This window comes from Rhodoferax sp. U2-2l (genome assembly GCF_020594515.1).
In the GTDB taxonomy this organism is placed as follows: domain Bacteria; phylum Pseudomonadota; class Gammaproteobacteria; order Burkholderiales; family Burkholderiaceae_C; genus Rhodoferax.
The window spans coordinates 1-18,539 of the sequence record NZ_JAJCTH010000007.1 but is presented as its reverse complement, the minus strand read 5'-3'; the positions used below and the strand labels follow the sequence as shown (position 1 = coordinate 18,539).

Sequence of the window (18,539 nt, the reverse complement as noted above, 5' to 3'; positions counted from 1 at the left end):
TCGGCACGGGGTTGTTCAGTACACATAACAAGGGCCGCTTTCGCGGCCCTTGTTATTTACCGGGCAGAGTGCGATCAGAAGGTCATGGGCAAACGCACCGAGAGCTGAACATCCGGCGTGTCGCGGGTCACACCCATACCTACCGACACATTCAGCGACGTGGACTTGTTGAGCCGTTGTGAATAACCCACCAGCAGGGTGCCCAGCTGGGTTCGGACCGAGTTGACGGCGTTGGTGCCATTGATCTTTGTCCTGCCGACAGAAGAATGGTCGTAGCCGATGCTGAAAGACGAGCGTTCGTTGATGGCCAGGCCCATGCCGAAATTGAAACCAAGCACACCGCCTGGCGCGATCTCGCCCAACGGAACCGGTCCGTTGGTGGTGTTCAACGTGACGTTGGAGCGCTTGAAGTTGTACTGGTAACTGACACTGCCAAAAAACACCGCTGGATCTGCCGGATACAGCACGGTCAGACCCGGCTGCACCGTCAAAAAGCCTGAGCCGGTGGGCAGCTCCTTTTGCAGCTCATTGGACGTGCCCGCGACCGTATCGGTCAGAACTTCAAACGGGTCTTTTCCGGTGCGGCTCTTCACGCGCAATGTGCCAATGTAATAGGGGCTGTCGGCGCCACCATCATTGAGCTGGTAGCGGCCAGTGAATTCAACGTCACCCAGGCCTTTGCCGGAGCTGGAGAACAGCTGGTCGCGGCCTTCACCGATATTGAGTGGCCGCGAAATCACGGAGTCAGAGCGATAAACATACGGAATCTTGGCCTCAATCTCGAACCGGTTGGTGATGCCGTAGCGTCCGGTCAAGGTGGTGGTGACGGTGTTGCGCTTGACTTCACGCACATCAATGAGCCCGATCAGCAGCGCCGGAATGATGGTGTAGCCCACCAGTGAAATCCGGTTGCTTGACGAATAGCCGTACTGCAGGCCGGGCTCCAGCACATATTTGCCACGCGGTGTCAGGATGCCTGGTTGCTCGAAGATTTGCGCCATCTGCTGGACGGGCCCTTGCGTGGGCGCCTGGCCAACCGGTTTCGACTGGGCCGCCGGTGCGGCTTGCGCCAGCGCGGCGGCCTGGGCATCGGGCACGGGACTGACACCCGTGGCACGTTGCGCGCCGAGTGCCTCGGTGCCCAGCACCCGCTGAATCTCGACCAGTTTGGCATCGGCCTCGGCCACCTGCCGCTTGATGGCGTCGAGATGCCGGGTTTGCTCGACGATCTGCGCGCGCAGCACGTCAAGGTCTGCCGGCAGCGGATCTGCCGCGTGTGCCAAACCGCCGCAACAAACAGTCAGCAGCCCAAGGAGGGGGCCGTGCGGGCGGCTAAGGTGTCGTGTCGACCTGGTTTTCATCATGTGAACTCCTCAGTGTGTAGGCCATACAAACCTGTTGAATCTGACATCTTCTTGTTAGCGCATCGCCGCCACGTTGTGCTTGTGCATCATGCGGTAGAACGTCACCCGGGACACACCGAGCTGGCGCGCTGCCTGCGATACGTTGTAGGCATTGGTGCGCAGGCTGTGCTCGACAGCGGCACGGTCTACCGTGGCTCTGGCGTTTTCCAGGGTCGTTTCTGTGTGGCTTGCGGTGTAGGCCTCCAGCCCGAGGTCGGCAGCGCTGAGAAGTTTGTTGTCGCTGAGGACGACCGCGCGGTGAACCCGGTTCATGAGTTCACGCACGTTGCCTGGCCAGTGGTAGGTGTTCATCGCCTGCATGGCCTGCGCGCTGAACCCGTTCGCCCTGGCGCCCCGGTGGCCATCGGCACTTTTTTTGAGAATGGCCTCGGCCAACAGGCCCACGTCTCCCTCACGTTGGCGCAAAGGAGGCAATTCCAGGTGAAGCACGTTCAAACGGTAATACAAGTCCTCGCGGAAACGACCGGCACGCACGGCTTCAAACAGGTCGACGTGGGTCGCCGCAATGATCCGGAAGTTGACAGGAATGGCCTGTGTGGACCCGACCCGGGTGATGTTGCGCTCCTGGATCACCCGCAGCAGATTGGCCTGCTGGCTCAAGGCCAGGTCGCCAATCTCGTCGAGGAACAGGCTGCCCCCGTTGGCCGCTTCGATGCTGCCGATCTTGCGGGCTACTGCACCGGTAAAAGAACCCCTTTCATGACCAAACAGCTCCGACTGAATCAGGTATTCCGGAATGGCGGCGCAGTTGACCACCACAAATGGACCGTCGGCGCGTTGGGAGTGTTTGTGGATGCCCTGCGCCACCAGTTCTTTGCCCGTCCCCGTTTCGCCGCCGATCAGGACCGGGAGATCGGCCGTGATGACTTTTTCCAGGCGCTGAAAAAAATCCTGCATCAACGGGCTGCGACCAAAGAGGCCGAAGCGGCCGGAACTCCCGTTGTCCTTGCCGTTCAGCGAGAGCCTCAGGTTCGCTTTGCCACACGCATGGCCGACGGTCATGAGCAAGCGTTGCGGGTCGATGGGGAGCGTGTGATAGTCGTGAAAGGCGTACAGCACAAAGGCTTTGAAACTGGGCGATGCGAGGGATTGGGCGGTCACAACAGCGATCCACTCGATGTGGGTGGCCGAGGCCACCAGCGATTCGACGGACTCCTGACGCAGCGGCGCTGCTGCATCGAATACGACCAGCCCCACCGTGCAGGGCTGTCTGAGAAGCAACTTCTTGGCATCCTCCACCGACGCGACACAATGAACCTGGACATCGGAACCGGCTTCTGCACGCAAGTCGTTGCTGACGTCGCCTTGAGGGTCAATGGCCACTACGCTGCGGCTGGACATGTGTTTTTTCTCCTCGGATGGTTAATCCAGGCACGCGCCAACAGTGGCCGTGTCTTTAGCTCCGTCTATGAGCGTAGCTGCGAGGCGTTGGTGTGTGAATCAGGGCGCACACGTACGGGCGCTGTCCAACACCCGCGGGTCAGATCGTCAGTGGTGTCTGGTCATGCCACCGTCTGCACACTCGCGACGCATTGGCGGCCGTTGGCTTTGGCGACATAGACGCTTTCGTCTGCCGCTTTGAGCAGGGCTTCAAAACCCGTCATGTCGCTCTGGCGGGCCGCCACACCCACGCTGATGCTGCCCAGCCAGAAGCTGCTGCCTGCGGGCACACGCAAGGCCGACACGTCGCGGCACACCTTTTGGGCGGTCAACCAGGCGCCTTGCAGGGGCGTGTGGGCGCAAATGATCAGAAACTCGTCACCGCCGAGGCGGCACACCAGGTCATCATTGCGTACAGCGTCCTGCAGGGTATGGGCCAGTTGGCGCAGCACCGCGTCGCCCGCATCGTGGCCACAGGTGTCATTGATTTTCTTGAAGCCGTCGGCATCGATCATCATGCAGGCCAATGGTGTGCCGTGTTGCAGCGATGCCTGCCATTCGCGCTCCAGCACCTGCATGGCCATGCGCCGGTTGGGCAGGCCGGTCAGTACATCGGTCATGGCGATGGTTTCCAGCCGCTGGTTCAGCGCCTGAAGCTCCTGGGTGCGATCGGCCACGCGGGCTTCCAGGGTTCGGTTCAGCTCAAACAGCGCCCGGCTGCGTTCTGACAACTGGTGCACCAGCCGATGCATGGCTTGCAGCAGCGTGGCGGTGGCGGGGTCGCGGGTCTTCTGGAAGGCATCCAGCGCCTCTTGCGCCGGTGTACCGGCCTGGGCAGCCTGCATCAGCCAGGTCATGAGCCGGTCGGTGCCCAGAATGTGAAAAGCCAGCCAGTTTGACAAAAAATTCAGCAGCGCCGTGGCGGCCTCACGGTTGTCGCCCGCCATGCTGGTGTGCATGTGGACCAAATCGGCCAGAAACTGGGCGTGCTCATGGCGGTGGTGCTCGATATGGATGGCGTACACACCGCGCTGCTCCATCAGCGCTTCTTCTTCGCGGAAGTGGTAAATCGTGTAGCGTTTGAGATCTTGAAACAGCGCCTCGATCTCGGCTGCGCTGGCACCTTGCGGGCGCATCAGGGCATGACCAAACCGGTTGATCATGTCCACCAGGGCATGGTGCTGGTCATCAACCGTGGGCAGCCCGGTCAAAAAACACGGATCCCAACGAAATGCTTTCATCGCATCCTTTTCCTTTATGTGCAGTCCGGCAGTTTAGAGCCCGCATTGTTGCACCAGGACCAGTCAAAATGCTGACATGTCTGAATCCTCCCCACCCCATCAGGCCCTGCCTGCACCGCAACCACCCGCCCAGCCGCGCAACCCGCTGCACGGTGTGACCCTGGAAACCATGGTGACCGCGCTGGCGGACTTTTATGGCTGGGACGGGTTGGCCCAGCGCATCCCGGTGCGTTGTTTTGCGCTGGACCCGAGCGTCAAGTCCAGCCTGAAATTCCTGCGCAAAACGCCCTGGGCGCGCGAGAAGGTTGAAGGGCTGTACCTGTTCATGTTGCGCGAGATTCGCAGAAAAGGCTGATCCGCCCAAGGTCCGCCGGTCGGGGTGCTGGCAGACACCTGTCTTGTGTTCGCATGCGCACAGACACCCTCCTGAGTACTGACGAAGATTGGGCAACATGTTCTGCCCAAGCAGGCCGTGCAAGCTCCCCCCAACGGTTTGACAACTCAGGAAACACCATGACACCCAAATTCTTCACCACCTCGCTGTTGGCATCGGCCCTCTTTTTGGGTCTGGGCCTGGCCCCGGTCATGGCGCAAGGCACGAACACACCAGCCATTGACCGCGCGCAAGAAGCGATCAGCGCCCGCATCCAGCAAGGCATGGCGTCGGGCCACATCACGCCCTCCGAGGCCAGGGAACTGCTGCGCCGTGACCGCGACATTGACCAGCGCGAAAGCCGCTTCAAAGCCAATGGCAGCACCACACCCCAGGAGCGCCAGCAATTGCGCGCCGACGTGGACAGCCTGGGCAACGAAGTGGAGCGCCTGATGATGAACAACAGCTATGTTCAGCCACCGGCCAACAACGCGGGCACCACCACCGGCATCGACAACCGCCAGCAAAACATCAGCCAACGCATTGATGAGGGCGTGCGTTCTGGCCGCATCACCCAGCGCGAAGCGCGCAGGTTGCACAGAAGCGAGCGCGAGATTGCCCGCCACGAAGTTGCCTACAAGCGCGACGGTGTCGTGACCCCGCAAGAACGCCGCCAGCTGCGTGAAGAACTGGTCCGGTTGAACGACGAGTTGAACCGGATGATGCGCAACGACCGCGGCGACCGCAACAGTTACAACCAGCAGCGTTGATCACGCGGCGGGTGGGCGTGGCAATTCCAGCCCGCCACCCGCGCGGCGCTCAGAGCGTCTCAAGCCGCTGGCGGGCTTGCTGCGCTTGGGCTTGCAGCGCCGCCAGCTCGTCAGGCGGCATCTTGGCCAGCTGGCGGTAGGCCATGCCAATGCGCGGGTTGTTTTTGAGTCTGTCGGTGTTGCGCTGGTAAAAGTCCCAGTACAGCGCGTTGAACGGGCAGGCGGTGTCGCCCAGGCGCTGTTTTTTGTCATAGGCGCAGCCTTTGCAGTAGTCGCTCATGCGGTCGATGTAGGCGGCGCTTGACACATAGGGTTTGGTGGCCAGCAGGCCGCCGTCGGCAAACTGGCTCATGCCCAGCGTGTTGGGTAGCTCCACCCATTCAAACGCGTCGATGTACACCCCCAGGTACCAGCGGTGCAGCGCCTGCACATCCAGCCCAGCCAGCAGCGCAAAGTTGCCAATCACCATGAGGCGCTGAATGTGGTGCGCGTGGGCGTTGTGCAGCGAGGTGGTGATGGCGGCGGCCAGGCAGTTCATACGCGTTTCACCGGACCAGAACCACTGCGGTAACGGCGTGGCATGACCAAAGAAGTTGCGCTGGTCATAACCAGGCATTTGCGCCCAGTACATGCCGCGCACGTACTCGCGCCAGCCGATGATCTGGCGGATAAAACCCTCGGCAGCGGCCAACTCGACCCGGCCTGCGCGCCACTCGGCCTCGACCCGGTTCACCACCTCACGGGGCCCAAGCATCTTCACGTTGAGCGAAAAAGATAGCAGACTGTGGAACAGCCGCCAGGCCTTGCGGCTCATGGCGTCCTGATAGTCGCCAAAGTGCGGCAGGGCGTGGGTGATGAAGTGGTCCAGCTGCTGCAGCGCCTCGGCACGGTTGACTGGCCAGCGGATGTTGTCGGCAGCGGGCTCGCCAAAACTCTGCACGCCTGCGGCCTGAATGCTTTGCCACAGTTGGGCGTGGTCATGGCGCGGCCTCAGGTCCGGCGGCTCGGGCGGGGTGCCTTTCCAGGGTTTGCGGTTGTCCGCGTCAAAGTTCCACTGGCCACCCGCAGGTTTGTCCGGCCCGTCGATCAGCACCCGGTGGCGTTTGCGCATGTGGCGGTAGAAGGTTTCCATCAGCCAGGGCTTGCGCTCGGCAAAAAGGGCGGCGGCTTCGTGGCGCTGGGTGTAGAAGTGCGCGCTATCGACCTGCGTGCTGGTGATGTTGATGGCGTCTGGGCTGGAGGTTAGGAAGTCTTTCAACTGCTGGTCCAGCCGGTATTCATCCGGGTCCTGGTAGTCGAAGACTTGGGGCTGGTAGAGCGCAAAGAGCGTGCTCAGGTTACCGGTCAGGCTCTGCAGATTGGCCGGGTCGTCAATGGCCAGGTAATGCACGCGGTGGCCTTGCGCCTGCAGCTGCCGAGCCAGCTCACGCATGCCGGCAAAGATGGCGATGATTTTTTGTGCATGGTGCAGCACGTAGTCCGTTTCCTGGCGGATTTCCATCAGCACATACACCACGCCCGCGTCAGTGAAAGCAAACCACGGGTGCAGCGGGTTGAGCTGGTCGCCCAGAATCAGGCGCAGGGTGTGGGTGGGCGGGGTGGCGTTGGCGGCGCCACCCGATGGGTGCGCGGCCTGCGGTGGTGAAAGGTGGCTTGGGTTCACGGTGGTTTTGTGCAGTCAGTCAGTGGCCGCCATAAGCGCCGGTCAAGGCCATTCGGGTCATGGTCCTGGGTCTGTTTGGCGATGATAAAGCGCCGCCCGCCGCGTAGGCCGGTGCCCCATCGTTTGCGCAGAGCCTGTCCTGCGCCGGCCGGACCGCCACGGTACTTGTGTCAGGTCAATCAACGTGCGATTGGGCGTTTGTTCGCGCACGACCTAGGGATAATACGCATTGTCCTCAAGCAGAGGATGTCGGCTTCCTTATGTGGCCTGGCTCAAACTGATGTGGCCTGGCTCAAACAGCCACAGGCAATCCACACGTGCAACCCCTTGAACAGACCACCCTGAGGCAAGCCTTTACCAGCAAGGAGTCTTTAGCGTGGAAGTATTCAAAGCGGATGTGGCCATTGTGGGTGCCGGTGGCGCCGGATTGCGAGCGGCGATTGCTGTCGCACAGACAGACCCCAAGCTCAAGATTGCCCTGATCTCCAAGGTCTACCCGATGCGCAGCCACACGGTGGCAGCCGAGGGGGGGTCAGCCGCAGTCACCCAGTCACATGACAGCCTGGAGCACCATTTCAATGACACCGTGGGGGGCGGCGATTGGCTGTGTGAGCAGGACGTGGTGGAGTTTTTTGTCGGCCAGTGCCGCGAAGAAATGGTGCAGATGGAGCACTGGGGCTGCCCCTGGAGCCGCAAGGCCGATGGCCACGTGAATGTGCGCGCCTTTGGCGGCATGAAGATCGAGCGCACCTGGTTTGCTGCCGACAAGACCGGCTTTCACATGCTGCATACGCTGTTCCAGACCTCCATCAAATACCCGTCCATCCAACGTTTTGACGAGCATTTTTGTGTGGATCTGGTGGTGGACGAGGGTCGTGTCCAAGGTGTGGTGGTCATCGACATGGCGTCCGGGCAATTCACGCTGATAGAAGCCAAATCCGTCATCATTGCCACAGGTGGTGCCGGACGCGTGTTCCGCGAAAACACCAATGGCGGCATCGTCACCGGTGACGGCATGGCCATGGCCTATCGCCACGGGGTGCCACTGCGCGACATGGAATTTGTGCAGTACCACCCCACCTGCATGCCGGGCACCGGCCTGCTGTTTACCGAGGCCTGCCGGGGTGAAGGCGGTTTGCTGCTGAACAAGGACGGCTACCGCTACTTGCAGGACTACGGCCTGGGCCCGGCCGAGGACAAACCACGCAACAAGGCCATGGAACTCGGTCCGCGTGACCGCCTGAGCCAGGCCTTCTGGTATGAGCAGCAAAAAGGCCGCACCATCGAAGGGCCTCACGGCTCGGTGGTGCACCTGGACTTGCGCCATTTGGGTGAAGCCTATCTGCGTGAGCGGCTGCCGCAAATCTACGAGTTGGCCGAAGAATTTTTGGGTGTGGACCCCGCCCACACGCCCATTCCCGTGCGCCCGGCAGTGCACTACACGATGGGCGGCATTCTGGTGGATGGCAACTGCGCCGCACCACTGGCGGGCCTTTACGCCGCTGGTGAATGTTCCAGCGTCGGCCTTCATGGCGCCAACCGTCTGGGGTCCAATTCATTGGCCGAACTGTGTGTGTTTGGCAAGGTGGCCGGGGTAGAAGCAGCCAAGTTTGCCAAGTCCGTGGGGGCAGGCAAGTCGGGTAGCCTGCTCAAACTGGCAGAGCACATCGCGCAAAGTGCCACCGCCATGGTCAGCAACACCAAGGGCAAAGAGCGCATTGCCGACTTGCGCAAGGAAATGGCCCAGTCCATGGAAGACGGTTGCGGCATCTACCGCCTGGGTGACAGTATGCAGGCCACTTGCCACAAAATAGACGAACTGCGCGAGCGCTTCAAAAACGTCAACATTGAGGACAAATCCAGCGTCTGGAACAGCGAATGGTTGCTGGCCATTGAACTGGGTTACCAGCTCGACGTGGCTCAGGCGATGGCGTATTCGGCCATCAACCGCAAGGAATCACGGGGTGCCCACCAGCGCCTGGATGGTTTTGCGGCACGTGACGATGTGAACTTCCTGAAGCACACACAAGCCCACTACACCGGTGCGGGCGCACCACGCATCGACTACGGCGATGTGAAGATCACCAAATCCCAACCGGGAACCCGCGCTTACGGCGCCGCTGGCGAGCAGGCCGACAAGGACCGCAAAGCCGCACAGGAAAGGAACGCCAACCATGTCTGATGTTGCGCCCATCAAAAAAGTCATACCGATCGCCAAACTTGAGCGGATCATCGAGATGGATGTGCTGCGATACCGTCCCGAGCAGGACGAAAAACCTTTTCTGCAGACCTTCAAGGTGCCGTTTACCGATGACATGTCGGTGTTGCAGGGCTTGCAGTACATCAAGGACTACCTCGACGGCAGCCTGAGCTACCGCTGGTCATGCCGCATGGCGATTTGCGGCAGCTGCGGCATGATGGTCAACCGCAAACCCAGCCTGTCGTGCAAAACCTTTCTGCGCGACTATTACCCTGGCAAGGTCACCATCGAACCCCTGGACCACTTTCCGATCGAGCGCGACCTGGTCATTGTGATGGATGATTTCATTGAAAAGCTTGAGCGCATCCACCCCTACATCATCCCGGCCGAACCTCGCACGCTGGCCGAAGGTGAGTACCTGCAGACACCTGCACAGCGCGACGTGTACGAACAGTTCAGCTCCTGCATCAACTGCATGCTGTGTTATGCCGCTTGCCCTCAGTACGGGCTGAACCCCAAGTTCGTCGGCCCTGGCATCATGGCGCTGCTGCACCGCTACAACGTGGACAGCCGCGATGGTGGCGCCGAGTTGCGCAATGAGCTGGTGCGCTCCGAAGAGGGTGTATTCAACTGCACCGCCGTGGGCTACTGCTCCGAGGTTTGCCCCAAACATGTGGACCCGGCCAACGCAGTGAACATCGGCAAGACCGAAGCCGCCAAGGACTATTTCCTACGTTTTGTCTCCCCCAAAGCACAGACCTGTATCAAAGGAGAAAGCCAATGAGCAAAGCAGAATCCAAACGCCGCCCCTACGTGCGGCCCATGGACGGGTGGTGGAAAAAGAACCCGTTTTTTGTCGAGTACATGGTGCACGAGGCCACGGCCCTGTTTGTGGCCGCCTACGCCGCCGTGCTGCTGGTGGGTGTGGTGCGACTGTCGCAGGGTGAGACGGCCTGGAATGGCTGGCTTGAGGCGCACACGAGCCCGCTGGCCGTCGTCTTTCATCTGGCGGTACTGGTCGCCATGCTGTATCACAGCTGGACCTGGTTCAAGATCATGCCGCGCACCCTGCCGCCCATCATGGTGGGTGGCAAGCGTGTGAGTGCTGCCGCCATCACAACGATTGGACTGGCGGCTGCAGGCATGGCCAGCCTGCTCATTTTGGTACTTGCCTGGGGGATGGGACGATGAACACCCCACTGAAACGATCCAACGCGCCGATTTTCTGGGCCCTGTTTGGCGCTGGCGGCATGCTTTCTGCCCTGTTTGGCGCGGCGCTCGTGTTCATTACCGGCATTGGCGCGCCCTTGGGGCTCGGGATCAGCCCGACTGCACTGAGTTACGCCAATGTGCATGCACTGGCCACCAACTTCATCGGCAAAGGTTTTTTGCTGGCCGTGGTGGTGCTGTTTTTGTGGCATGCCGGCCACCGCATCTTTCACAGTCTGCATGACATCGGCATTCACGCTGGCACGGGTGCCAAACTGGTGTGTTATGGCCTGCCGTTGCTGGGCACCGTGGTGGCCAGCTACAGCTTGCTGCGAATCGGGTTCTGAGCAGCGCGATCTATCCATCATCTTGGCACCTTGCGCTGCACCTGTGCAGGCGCGAGGTGCCAGGATTGCTGTGATTTAAATGTCACGCCGACACGCCGACACGCCGACACGCCGACACGCCGACACGCCGTCACGTGGGCCATCGCTGCGGGATGTGTGTGAAGCGCAGGAGGTGGGCGAGGGCGTGGAGGCTTGGCCGTTGCGCCGTCGACGCATCGCACTTAGCCGACAACACCGTGCTGCAAACGCTCAGACGTTTTGCCACAGTCGCCGGTAGCGGCCGTCCGGGTCATGGTCTTGGGTTTGTTTGGCGGGGTTGAAGCGCCGCCCGCCGCGTGGGTCGGTGCCAAGACCTGCGATGTAGAGCCAGTTGCCCTGGTTGCTGTAGATGTCAAAGTCCACCAGTTGCGATTCAAACCAGGCGGCACCGGCGCGCCAGTCGCCGCCCAAGTCATAGATCAAATAGCTGGCCACCACCTGGCGCATGCGGTTGGAGAGGTAGCCCGTGCCGCACAGTTCGCGCATGGCGGCGTCGACAAGCGCCTCGCCGGTTCGGCCCTGACACCAGCGTTGCAAGGCCTCGGTTTGGGCTGCGGGGCTGCGTCGCACGCCTGCGTTGTCGGCCGCTGTGGCTTGGGCGCCCTCCAGCTGGCGCAAGCCTTGGGCGTGGTACAGCCGCGCGCCGTATTTCAAGTGCAAGAACCGAAAGTAGTCCCGCCACAGAAGTTCAAACCACAGCCAGTACGTGCCGTCGTTGGCGCCCCATTCGGCCTCAAAGGTTTTGAGCTGCGCATAGATCGTGCGCGCTGACAGCGCCCCGCTGGCCAGCCAGGGCGAGAACTTGCTGGAAAAGCCGGTGCCGCTGAGCTGGTTGCGTGTGGCTTTGTAGCTGTGCGGCAGCTTGGCCGCCAGGTAACGCCGCAGATGCGCCAGCGCCGCAGTTTCACCACCTGCCCATTCTGGTCGGTGGTAGGGAAAGGACGAGTGCACCTCGGGCTCCCCCAAAGTGAGCGCAGCCAGCGCTTGCTGACGTGGCGGTGTCTGAGCCTGATTTTTTTCGATGAATTGGGTGATGGCCGGGCTGTCCAACTCTGGCAGGGTGGGCAGTGCGGTGGGCTCGGGCAGCGGCGCGGGCGCAGTCAACCCCGCCTTTTCCACCCGCTGGCGAAAGGTGCTGAACGCATCGGGCAAATCACTTGTGGCAAATGGCAGTTGTGCGGGGTCGAGCAGGCTCGACTGCCAGACGGTCTCGACCGTTAAACCGGTGGCGCGCAAGGCCGCAATTGAAGCCTGTTCCTCAGGCGCGGCAATGTCTTCGCTCACGATGTGCGTGGCGCCCAGCGCGTGGCACAGCGCGGGCAGTGTGGTGGCCGGTGCGCCCACCAACTCGACCAGACGGCTGCCGTGCACTTGCAAACGCGCGGCCAGATCGTCCAGCGCGGTGCGCAAAGTGCGCTGCCGATGCAGCCCCACGCGCGCAAAACCCCAGCGGGTGACCTCAGGCGGTGCGTGGCAAAACACCGGCAACAGCGTCTGGCCAGTGCGCTGCGCCAGTTGGGTGGCGTGCGCCAGAGCAGGTGCATCAGTCAGGCGCAGATCGTTGCGAAACCAGTAAATCACGGGTGCCATGCGCTCGGGCTTGTCTCGGCCTGGGTCTTATTTGTCCGCCGCTGGCTTGGCGCTTGCGCTGACCGCTGCGGGGGTGCCCGAGCGGCGGCAGCGCTCGCTGCAATAGACGACCTGCGCCCAATCCCGCTGCCACTTCTTGCGCCACGCAAACGCCAAGCCACACACCGGGCAGGTTTTGCTGGGCAGGTCAGATTTTTTGCGCATTTTCATGGGGTGTGTCCATCAAACCAAGCCCGCTGCTGGCGCGGGTGGCAGGTCATTGTCAGTCGCCATGGTCAGGGATTGCTAACATGTGTCAAATTGGTGATCAGTACCTTGAGCGCTACCTAAACCACCTGTGACTGCGGGGCATCAAACAAGCTGATCTGGCGGCCGTCTGCGGCGGGTCTGGGACGGGCGCGACTTGGACCGCCATCACGCTCTTTGCGCGAGCCGTGTTTGTCGACAATGGCGGCTTTGGCAGCGCGCACCTCGGGTTGTTTGCGCAGGCTGTGCAGGCGGTCTTTGGCGCTGCGGGTGGCGGCGTCCAGCGCCACCACTGGCAGCGGCCAGGCATCGGGCGCACCGGCGGGGGCATCGGCACTCACGCGCACACCGCAGGCTTGCTGCACGCTCTCAGGCATGCGCCAGGGTTCCAGCAGCCAGCTATCGGGCACGCGGCGCAGGGCCGGGCACCAGCAGCGCACAAAAATGCCTTTTGGATCATGGTCTTGCGCCTGCTTGACCGGGTTGTAAACGCGTGTGGTGTTGATGTCGGTGGTGCCGCTCTGCATTTGCATCTGGCTCCAGTGGATACCAGGCTCGTAGTCCAGAAACTGGCGCGCCAGCCACTGGCCAACCGGTTGCCAGTGCAGCCACAGCGGGTACGCGGCCACCGACACCAGCATCGCGCGCATCCGAAAGTTGAGCCAGCCGGTTTCACGCAGCATGGCCACGCAGGCGTCCACCATCGGCCAGCCGGTGCGGCCTTGGGTGAGGGCAGCAAAGTGGACCGGGTTGAAGTCGTTTTCACGCAGGCCGTCGTAGCCGCGGTGCAGGTTACGCCATTCCAGTTCGGGCTCGGATTCGAGCTTCTGGATGAAGTGGCAGTGCCAGTGCAAGCGGCTCAAAAAGGCGTCCAGTCCTTTGGCGGCATCGGGATGCTGTGCCGCGAGTTGCAGCCGCTTTTGCGCGGTGGCCTGCACCAGCTCGCGCAAGCTCACCGCGCCGAGCGACAAGTAGGGCGACAGGCGCGAACAGGCCGTGGGTGCGCTCAAGGGCGACGAGATGCCGCCCCGGTAGTGGCGACAGCGGTGGTTCAAAAAGTCGTCCAGCACGGCAAGATCGATGCTTCGGCCACCGCGCTGGCGTTGCGGCGGGTCCCATGCATCCAGCCCCAGGTCGGGCGCGCCAGGCACCGGCTGCGCGGGCCAGGGGCTCGAATGGAACGTCAGTTCGGGGCAGGGCAGTTGCGGCGCTGCCGTGTGGGCCTGCCAATGGCGCAGCCAATGGTCGCGGTTGGTCAGGCGGCGCACCACGCCAAATTGGGGGAATTCCTGCCAGGTGACACCGTGCGAGCGGCACCAGCGCGCTACGGCTTTGTCACGCGCAAACGTGACGGCGTTGCCAGTTTCCTCATGCGAACACAGGCGATCAAAAGCTACCAGCGCGTGCAGTTGCGCCAACACATCGGTCACTTCGCCGGTGCGCACATGCAGGCGGCCACCGAGCGCTTTGACGCCTTGGGCCAGCTCACGCAGGGTTTCCAGCAAAAACGCGTAATGCTGGTGCGCCGCATCGGGCTGCGCCCACAGGCTGGGCTCGATCACAACCAGGCACAGCACCGGCCCATGCGTGGCCGCGGCATGCAGGGCAGCGTGGTCGTGCAGGCGCAGGTCGCGCTTGAACCAGACGACGCTACACGGCATCGGTTGGGTGCGGATCAGCTTCGGCCCTGGGCTGCGTCAGGTGGTGCATTGGCTTCGATTTCTGCCGCTTCCAGGCCTTTTTCTTCCGGGTCTGGCGGCTGGCTGGCTGCCGACTGCGGGGCGCACATCTCATCGCCGTTCCAGCGTTGGCCGCACCAGCACAGGCCTTCGGCGTTGATCATGCAGGTGCCGGTGCCGCAGCAGCGTGTGTCCTCGGTCATGGTGAAACTCCTTGGGCGGTGTTTGAATGTAGTGACTAAAAGCGGGTGGCGGGGCTGGCCTCAGGCGGCAAACAGGGCCGCCAGGCACAGGCAAGCCAACACAGTCAGGCGCAGGCGCATGGGCAAATACCAGCCCGGCAGGTTGATGACGCGCGCCAGGCGCAGGTCTTGCCGGTAATGCGCCAGCAGGCCAGCGATCAGCAGGGTGGCACCCGCCTTGGGCACCATCAACAGTGCCACCCAGCCCAGCAGCGAAGGCACCACGCTCCAGAGGTACAACGCGTGATGGGTTCTGTCTTGCAGTTGCGGGTGGGCCATGGCAAAGCCCCAGTGCAGTGCGCCGACAAAGCTCAAAATCACCGCGCCATACCCCAGCAGCGCCCGCGTCCAGGTGGTGGCATACGTGGGCTCAAACACGTTGGCCAGTGCCAAAACCACAAACGGAATCAGCCCGCCATATCCCAGCCAGGTGACCACAGAGGGGCTGGAGGTTGAAGAAGTCATGGGCAAAAGAAGGTTGAAAGGGTGTCACATTGTGATGCAAGCGCAGCACCGTAAAAGACGTTTTGCAGGCAAAACCGGCCCCTGGCCACGGCTTTTGCCGGGCCATGGCGACGGCACATGCGCAAACGGTTATCTTCCAGACATTGAGGCCGACGGCACCCGCCCGGCCCACTGAAAGACATGCCATGCCACACGCTTCAACCGTTTCAACCGTTTCAACCGTTTCAACCGTTTCCCCAGCACCGCAGCAGGCGCTGCGCCGTGCCACCTTGCGAGCCCTGGGCACCTTGCTGTTGTTGGGCGCCGCCATGTTTTACGCCAACCGCGCGCAGGCGCAAGACCCGGCACCGGGCACTGTGGCGGCGGGCCAGGCGGCGGCGATTTTTGCTGGGGGCTGTTTCTGGTGTGTCGAGGCTGACTTTGACAAGCTGCCGGGCGTGATTTCCACCACCTCGGGCTACATCGGCGGCAACAAAGCCAACCCCACTTATGAAGAGGTGTCCCTTCACACCACCGGCCACGCCGAAGCGGTGAAAATTGTTTTTGACCCCGCCAAGGTGAGCTACCGCCAGTTGGTGGACCATTTCTGGCACACCATCGACCCCACCACCAAAGACCGCCAGTTTTGCGATTACGGCTCGCCTTACCGCACCGTCATCTTTGCTGTCAACGGGGAACAACTGGCGCAAGCCAACGCCTCCAAGGCGGCGGTTGACAAGTCCAAACCGTTCAAGGAACCCATCGTCACCGAGATCCGTATGGGAACCGACTTTTACCCGGCCGAGGCTTACCACCAGGACTATTACAAGAAAAACCCCTTGCAATACAAGTTTTACCGCACCAGTTGCGGGCGCGATGCCCGACTGAGCAGCCTGTGGGGTGACCGGGCTGCCAAGTAACCTTGCACAGGGCTGTGTCATCCCGGGCACCGACCTGGGAACCCTGCATTGAGAGCCGTTGCCATCGTCTTTCATGCGTTGTGGTGGTTTCGCTGCCAGGAGTGCAGTTAGAGCCAGCCGTTCAAACCTGGTGGGCGGCATGCCGCTGACGGCCTTTGCGGCCTAAACTGACTGCATGATGAAGCACATTCACCCCCCTCCCGCGAGCGTGCTGCAGGATGCCCTGGCGCTGCAGCGTCAGGCCTACCTGGCCCACCCCGTGCCCAGCCTGCAAGAGCGCACACAAGACCTGCGCACGTTGCAGCGGTTTGTGCGTGAGCATCAGGATGCGTTGTGCGATGCCATCAGCGCGGACTACGGCCACCGCTCGCGCCACGAGACGTTGCTGGCAGAAATCTTCCCGACGGTGGACGGTGTGGACCACATCCTCAAGCATTTGCGTGGCTGGATGCGCGCGCAGCGCCGGGGGGTGGACTGGCGCAACTTTCTGGGTGCCAGCAACCGGGTGATGCCGCAACCGCTGGGCGTGGTGGGCGTGATCGTGCCGTGGAACTTTCCGCTGAACCTGAGTTTGGTGCCGCTCTCGTACATTTTTGCCGCAGGCAACCGCGCCTTGGTCAAGATGAGCGAGAACTCGCGCTATCTGGCGGCGTACTTGATCAAGCACATGCCGCTTTACTTTCCGCCTGAGAAGCTGCAGTTTTTTGACGAAACCGGTGGGGTGGGCGTGGAGTTTTCCAAGCTCAAGTTTGACCACCTGCTGTTCACCGGCAGTGGTCAGACCGGCCGCGCGGTGATGGCCGCTGCCGCGCAGAACCTCTGCCCGGTCACGCTGGAGCTGGGTGGCAAAGCCCCGGCCATCGTCTGCGACGACTTTCCCTTGCAGCTGGCGGCTGAGCGCATCCTGTTTGTGAAACTGCTCAACGCCGGGCAAATTTGCACCACGGTCGACCACGCTTGGCTGCCCGCGGCCAAGGTGGACGCGTTTGTCGACCTGGCGCGCGGACTGGTGGCCAAGCGTTACCCGCGGCTGGATTCCCCCGACTACACCGCCATCATTGATCAGCGCGCGTTCAAGCGCCTGCTGGCGGCGCTGGACGATGCCCGAAATCGCGGCGCGCAAGTCCTGTCGTTGCTGGACGGCCCCGCGTTTGACCACCACAGCCGCAAGATTGCGCCGCACATCGTGCTGAACGCACCGCCCGATTGCCAACTGCTGCAAGGTGAAATTTTTGGCCCGATCCTGCCGCTGCGCGCCTACACCGACCTGGACGAGGTGATTGCCACCATCAACGCCGGGCCCCGGCCGCTGGCGGTGTACCCGTTCAGTTATGACAAGGCGCGGGTGCAGCACCTCATCAACCATGTGATGAGCGGTGGTGTCACCGTCAACGACGCGCTGTTCCATGTGGGCCAGCACGACCTGCCGTTTGGCGGTGTGGGCGATTCCGGCATGGGGCATTACCATGGCCAGGAAGGTTTTGAGACCTTCTCCAAAATGCGCCCGGTGTTCTACCAGACGCGCTTTAGCACCCTCAAGTTCCTGTGGCCACCGTATGGCAAGTTTGCGGACAAGGTGCTGGCGTTTTTGATTCGTTAACGTTAATAGCACACAGCGACAGTTCTCCGGCCCCCTCGCGGGATATGGCTGGAGTTGGGAGCTTGTTGGGGTGTTGCCGCTAAGGGTGGTGCGCCATCTGCCTCATCACGCGAATGGGTTCTGCGCCCGGTTACCACACCACCCGCCTTCGGTGGGTTTTACATCTTTGTCATCGGACCTAAATTGCGGCCAAGCGCTGCACCATATCCGGGAACTGCGCCACCATCCGAATCAGCAGCGCGGCCTGTGCGTTGGGTTTGGCCCGACCTTGTTCCCAGTTTTCAAGCGTTCGCGGGTTGGTGCGCAGGTAGCGCGCAAACACGGGGCGTGACAAATGCAGCTGTTCACGCACCTGTAGCACCTCTTGCGGCAACAGCACGGGCGCTGGCTTGCTTTCGACTTTGAAGGTGCGCAGCGTGAGCTTGCCTTCGCGTTCAGATTTCAACGCATCAAAACCCTCGGTCAGTTCAGCAAAAATATCGCGTTTATTGGCCATCATGTTCTCCATCTTGCAGTTGGCGAGATTCCAACGCCTGTTTCAATAGTTGCTTGAGCACTTTGCGTTGCGCTGCGGTCAGATCATCGGCTTGGTCTTTGTCATAGACCGTAAAAAGCCAAAACTGATCGCCCCCCGACCACCAGTAATAAATCACCCGCAGGCCGCCGCGTTTGCCCTTGCCGCGACGCGGGTCCGCTTGACGCAGCTTGCGCAAACCGCCTGTGCCCTCTATCACGTCACCTGCTGTTGGGTTACCCATCAGCTCGAGCTGCAACGACCTGTAGGCATCGTCATCCATGTAGTCTTTGCGGTTTCGCTCGAACGGCGGTAGTTCAACAAAGGTGGCTTTCATACGTAAATTGTACGTTAGTTGCGTATCTTTTTCGTGGGCGTGATCAACTCGAATTCGTTGAATGGAAATAGCCTCTAGCCTTTTTTAGATAAAGGTAGGTAGCTATGGTTAATGCAGTGATTTGAGCTGCTGGTTTGTGTGGCGCTAGGCGGGCGACGGGGTAACCGTTCTCCTGCCCCCTCGCGGGGTACAGTGTATGCGGCTGGGCATCCCATATTGAGTCGATGCAGATGATCAGGCATCGTCCCCACGAAGGAGATCGTGGAGATGATGAATCAAATATCGACAGTAGAGCGACCCCGGCGGCGCGAGTACAGCGCC

The 18,539-nt window shown here is 61.6% G+C and carries 19 protein-coding genes; 8 read left to right on the top strand and 11 right to left on the bottom strand.

Annotated elements, in window-relative coordinates; all coding sequences use genetic code 11:
• Positions 1-74: 74 nt before the first annotated feature.
• The 3 genes from LHU53_RS07990 to LHU53_RS07980 all read right to left on the bottom strand — a co-directional run bounded on the left by LHU53_RS07990 (position 75) and on the right by LHU53_RS07980 (position 4,045).
• Positions 75-1,361 (bottom strand): acetate kinase, encoded by a 1,287-nt coding sequence (locus LHU53_RS07990; RefSeq protein ID WP_370632258.1) that lies wholly within the window; start codon positions 1,359-1,361, stop codon positions 75-77.
• A 57-nt stretch (positions 1,362-1,418) separates the two neighbouring features.
• The gene (locus LHU53_RS07985; protein WP_227332112.1) at positions 1,419-2,765 is read right to left on the bottom strand and encodes a sigma-54 dependent transcriptional regulator; all 1,347 of its coding nucleotides are present in this window, start codon (positions 2,763-2,765) and stop codon (positions 1,419-1,421) included.
• Positions 2,766-2,926: 161 nt separating this feature from the next.
• The gene (locus tag LHU53_RS07980) at positions 2,927-4,045 is read right to left on the bottom strand and encodes a GGDEF domain-containing protein (protein WP_227332111.1); all 1,119 of its coding nucleotides are present in this window, start codon (positions 4,043-4,045) and stop codon (positions 2,927-2,929) included.
• 76 nt (positions 4,046-4,121) lie between these two features.
• Here LHU53_RS07980 and LHU53_RS07975 point away from each other — a divergent pair, with 76 nt between their 5' ends.
• Complete coding sequence (locus LHU53_RS07975) at positions 4,122-4,400, top strand: VF530 family DNA-binding protein (protein ID WP_227332110.1); 279 nt, start codon at positions 4,122-4,124, stop codon at positions 4,398-4,400.
• Positions 4,401-4,558: 158 nt separating this feature from the next.
• A complete protein-coding gene (locus LHU53_RS07970; protein ID WP_227332109.1) occupies positions 4,559-5,188 on the top strand; it encodes a hypothetical protein in 630 nt (209 codons plus the stop codon).
• Positions 5,189-5,237: 49 nt separating this feature from the next.
• Here the strand turns inward: LHU53_RS07970 and LHU53_RS07965 are convergent, their stop codons facing one another.
• Positions 5,238-6,770: a cryptochrome/photolyase family protein gene (locus tag LHU53_RS07965; RefSeq protein ID WP_227332262.1), complete on the bottom strand. Its 1,533-nt coding sequence runs from the start codon at positions 6,768-6,770 to the stop codon at positions 5,238-5,240.
• Positions 6,771-7,227: 457 nt separating this feature from the next.
• Here LHU53_RS07965 and frdA point away from each other — a divergent pair, with 457 nt between their 5' ends.
• Genes frdA through frdD form a run of 4 tightly spaced genes read left to right on the top strand, consistent with a single transcriptional unit; the run spans position 7,228 to position 10,607 of the window.
• Entirely contained in the window at positions 7,228-9,033 is a 1,806-nt protein-coding gene (gene frdA, locus LHU53_RS07960; RefSeq protein WP_227332108.1) for a fumarate reductase (quinol) flavoprotein subunit, read from the top strand.
• The gene (locus tag LHU53_RS07955; RefSeq protein ID WP_255631961.1) at positions 9,026-9,835 is read left to right on the top strand and encodes a succinate dehydrogenase/fumarate reductase iron-sulfur subunit; all 810 of its coding nucleotides are present in this window, start codon (positions 9,026-9,028) and stop codon (positions 9,833-9,835) included. The genes frdA and LHU53_RS07955 overlap by 8 nt, the downstream gene beginning before the upstream one ends.
• Positions 9,832-10,242, top strand: coding sequence for a fumarate reductase subunit C (locus tag LHU53_RS07950; RefSeq protein WP_227332107.1), 411 nt, complete (start codon positions 9,832-9,834; stop codon positions 10,240-10,242). Before LHU53_RS07955 ends, LHU53_RS07950 begins: the two co-directional genes overlap by 4 nt.
• Positions 10,239-10,607, top strand: coding sequence for a fumarate reductase subunit FrdD (frdD, locus tag LHU53_RS07945; protein ID WP_227332106.1), 369 nt, complete (start codon positions 10,239-10,241; stop codon positions 10,605-10,607). The genes LHU53_RS07950 and frdD overlap by 4 nt, the downstream gene beginning before the upstream one ends.
• Before the next feature lie 249 nt (positions 10,608-10,856).
• Here the strand turns inward: frdD and LHU53_RS07940 are convergent, their stop codons facing one another.
• From LHU53_RS07940 to LHU53_RS07920, 5 genes are all read right to left on the bottom strand, one after another.
• Complete coding sequence (locus LHU53_RS07940; RefSeq protein ID WP_227332105.1) at positions 10,857-12,236, bottom strand: DASH family cryptochrome; 1,380 nt, start codon at positions 12,234-12,236, stop codon at positions 10,857-10,859.
• Positions 12,237-12,263: 27 nt separating this feature from the next.
• A complete protein-coding gene (locus tag LHU53_RS07935) occupies positions 12,264-12,446 on the bottom strand; it encodes a DUF2256 domain-containing protein (protein WP_227332104.1) in 183 nt (60 codons plus the stop codon).
• Between the two features lie 116 nt (positions 12,447-12,562).
• Positions 12,563-14,143: a cryptochrome/deoxyribodipyrimidine photo-lyase family protein gene (locus LHU53_RS07930; RefSeq protein WP_227332103.1), complete on the bottom strand. Its 1,581-nt coding sequence runs from the start codon at positions 14,141-14,143 to the stop codon at positions 12,563-12,565.
• Positions 14,144-14,157: 14 nt separating this feature from the next.
• Positions 14,158-14,364, bottom strand: a complete 207-nt coding sequence (locus tag LHU53_RS07925; RefSeq protein ID WP_227332102.1) for a hypothetical protein — start codon at positions 14,362-14,364, stop codon at positions 14,158-14,160.
• 60 nt (positions 14,365-14,424) lie between these two features.
• The gene (locus LHU53_RS07920; protein ID WP_227332101.1) at positions 14,425-14,868 is read right to left on the bottom strand and encodes a DUF3429 domain-containing protein; all 444 of its coding nucleotides are present in this window, start codon (positions 14,866-14,868) and stop codon (positions 14,425-14,427) included.
• Between the two features lie 185 nt (positions 14,869-15,053).
• Here LHU53_RS07920 and msrA point away from each other — a divergent pair, with 185 nt between their 5' ends.
• Together msrA and LHU53_RS07910 are read left to right on the top strand one after the other, a co-directional pair.
• Positions 15,054-15,767, top strand: coding sequence for a peptide-methionine (S)-S-oxide reductase MsrA (gene msrA, locus LHU53_RS07915; protein ID WP_227332100.1), 714 nt, complete (start codon positions 15,054-15,056; stop codon positions 15,765-15,767).
• A 178-nt stretch (positions 15,768-15,945) separates the two neighbouring features.
• The gene (locus LHU53_RS07910) at positions 15,946-17,367 is read left to right on the top strand and encodes a coniferyl aldehyde dehydrogenase (RefSeq protein ID WP_227332099.1); all 1,422 of its coding nucleotides are present in this window, start codon (positions 15,946-15,948) and stop codon (positions 17,365-17,367) included.
• Positions 17,368-17,545: 178 nt separating this feature from the next.
• Here LHU53_RS07910 and LHU53_RS07905 read toward each other — a convergent pair whose 3' ends face one another.
• Positions 17,546-17,863 (bottom strand): DNA-binding transcriptional regulator, encoded by a 318-nt coding sequence (locus tag LHU53_RS07905; protein ID WP_227332098.1) that lies wholly within the window; start codon positions 17,861-17,863, stop codon positions 17,546-17,548.
• Positions 17,853-18,218 carry a type II toxin-antitoxin system RelE/ParE family toxin gene (locus LHU53_RS07900; RefSeq protein ID WP_227332097.1) on the bottom strand — a complete coding sequence of 122 codons (366 nt, stop codon included), beginning with the start codon at positions 18,216-18,218 and terminating at the stop codon, positions 17,853-17,855. Before LHU53_RS07900 ends, LHU53_RS07905 begins: the two co-directional genes overlap by 11 nt.
• Positions 18,219-18,539 lie beyond the last annotated feature (321 nt).